Genomic DNA, 2,038 nt, shown 5'->3' on the forward strand with positions numbered 1-2,038 from the left:
GCCGGGGCCGGGTTGGGCGGCGGGCGGCGGCCGGGGCCGGGCGGGTCCGCGGGCGGAGGCTCTGCCGGGCCGGTCCCGGTGGCCGTGTGGTGTCCCGCCGGAGATCATGCCGGGAGGAGGTGGGCCGATGGCGCGGGTGAGGTGGGCCGATGGTGCGGGACGGTGAGCTGCGGTATCTGCGCCGCTGCGTGGAGCTGGCGGCGGAGGCGCTGGACGCCGGTGACGAGCCCTTCGGGTCCGTGCTGGTGTCCGGGGACGGCACGGTACTGGCGGAGGACCGCAACCGGGTGGCGGGCGGTGACGGCACCCGGCACCCGGAGTTCGAGCTGGCCCGTTGGTCTGCCGAGCGGCTCACTCCCGGGGAACGGGCGGCGGCGACCGTCTACACCTCGGGCGAGCACTGCCCGATGTGCGCGGCGGCACACGCCTGGGTGGGGCTTGGCCGGATCGTGTACATCGCCTCCTGCACCCAGCTCTCCGGCTGGCTGGCCGAGTGGGGCGTGCCGGCCGCGCCCGTGCGCGCCCTGCCCGTGCGGGAGATCGCACCCGGCGTGGCCGTGGCGGGCCCGGTGCCGGAACTCGTGGACGAGGTGCGCGAACTGCACCGCCGCTGCCACACGGGCCGCGCTCGGCCCGCCTGAGGGTCAGCCGGGGCGGCGGGACCGGTACCGGAGCCCGTGGACGTGCCGCGGTGACCGCACCGCCGCTGCCACCCGGACCGCACTCGACTCGCGGGACGGTCAGCCGAGTTCGAGCGTGGTGACGCCGAACACGCGCTCCCGGGCGTACGGGCGGACCGGGCCGGTGTACATGCGGGCGGTCTCGAACGAGGGGCGCAGGCCCGCCGCTTCGGCCAGGGCGACGCCGGCCGTGTTCGGCTCGGGCACGTCGATGGCGACCTCGCGGCCGGCCACACCGGCGGTGAGCCCGGCGAACAGGGCCCGGGCGTCCTCGGCGGTGTCCGCGAACAGGGGCCCGATGCGCAGGGCGTCATGGCCGGGGCGCAGCACTCCGTAGCCGGTGAGGCGCCCACCCTCCTCGCGGACCAGGGCACGGTGGCCGCGTCCGGTGAGCCACTCGGCGAGGAACCGGGGGCGGTCGGCGGGGTGGCAGGCGCTGTCGTAGGCGGTGAGCGCGGCGAAGTCGGCGGGTCCGGCCGGGCGGACGCCGGCGGGCGTCCCGTTCTCGGGGGCGGTGCCGGTGAACCGGACGGTGCGGTGGGCGAGCCGGAAGCCGGACTGCCGGTAGTTGTCCTGCTGGGCGACGACCCCGTCCAGACCGACGGTCCGGCTGCCGGCATGGGCCAGCGCGGTCTTCCAGGTGGTGAGGCCGTGTCCGTGGCCGCGCAGCTCGGGGCGGACGAGGTAGCAGCCGAGGAAGGCGAAGTCGGGACCGTGATTGACGACCGAGACGGCGGAGACCGGCTCCCCGTCGATCCGGCCGAGGAAGAACCCGTCGGGGTCCTGGGCGAAGAACGCGGGCCCGTCGGACAGTCCGGGATTCCAGCCCTCCGCCGCCGCCCACCCGCTGATCACCGGCCAGTCGGCGAGGGTGGCCTGCGTGACGACGAGGTCGTGGGGGGCCGCGAGGGTCATCGGTGCGCTCCGTTTCCGTCGGGATCGGTGTCCTGGGCGCGGCCCCGGCCGGGCCGCCCGCAGCATCCTCGCCGATCAACGAGGGCCACGCCATGGGGAGATCGGCCGATGACCGACGCCCCGCCGGCCTGCCGCGCCATCCCGATGACCGGCGCCCTCGTCGGTCTGTCGCGCCGTTGCCGACAGCCGACGTCCCCATCGGCCTGCCGCATGGTGCCGGTGACCGGCATCCCGCCGGTCCGCGTCCCGGTGCCGACGACCGGCAACCTCGTCGGCCTTCCGCACCACCCGACAGCCGACGCCCCCACCGGCCTGCCGCACGATCCGGCGCGGGAGACGGGAGACGAGAGACGCGTGCCGATGGCTGTGCCGCGTGCCGCACCTCGCTCTCGGCCGGGCGCGCGGCGCCGGAGCCGCGCCTGCTGACCGGCCCGCTCGGCCCC

2 protein-coding genes are annotated in these 2,038 nt (G+C 76.7%); one reads left to right on the plus strand and one right to left on the minus strand.

Going from position 1 to position 2,038, the window contains the following annotated elements; translation table 11 throughout:
* Positions 1-149: 149 nt before the first annotated feature.
* On the plus strand, positions 150-641 hold the full coding sequence (locus GT045_RS28105) for a nucleoside deaminase (protein WP_161335910.1): 492 nt from the start codon (positions 150-152) through the stop codon (positions 639-641).
* Positions 642-740: 99 nt separating this feature from the next.
* Here the strand turns inward: GT045_RS28105 and GT045_RS28110 are convergent, their stop codons facing one another.
* Entirely contained in the window at positions 741-1,595 is an 855-nt protein-coding gene (locus GT045_RS28110; RefSeq protein WP_161335911.1) for a GNAT family N-acetyltransferase, read from the minus strand.
* Positions 1,596-2,038 lie beyond the last annotated feature (443 nt).

This window comes from Streptomyces sp. SID486 (assembly GCF_009865385.1).
In the GTDB taxonomy this organism is placed as follows: domain Bacteria; phylum Actinomycetota; class Actinomycetes; order Streptomycetales; family Streptomycetaceae; genus Streptomyces.

Bases quoted from the DNA above. Each gene is read 5' to 3' on its own strand.
- GT045_RS28110 (WP_161335911.1), bottom strand. From the start codon at position 1,595: ATGACCCTCGCGGCCCCCCACGACCTCGTCGTCACGCAGGCCACCCTC.
- GT045_RS28105 (WP_161335910.1), top strand. From the start codon at position 150: ATGGTGCGGGACGGTGAGCTGCGGTATCTGCGCCGCTGCGTGGAGCTG.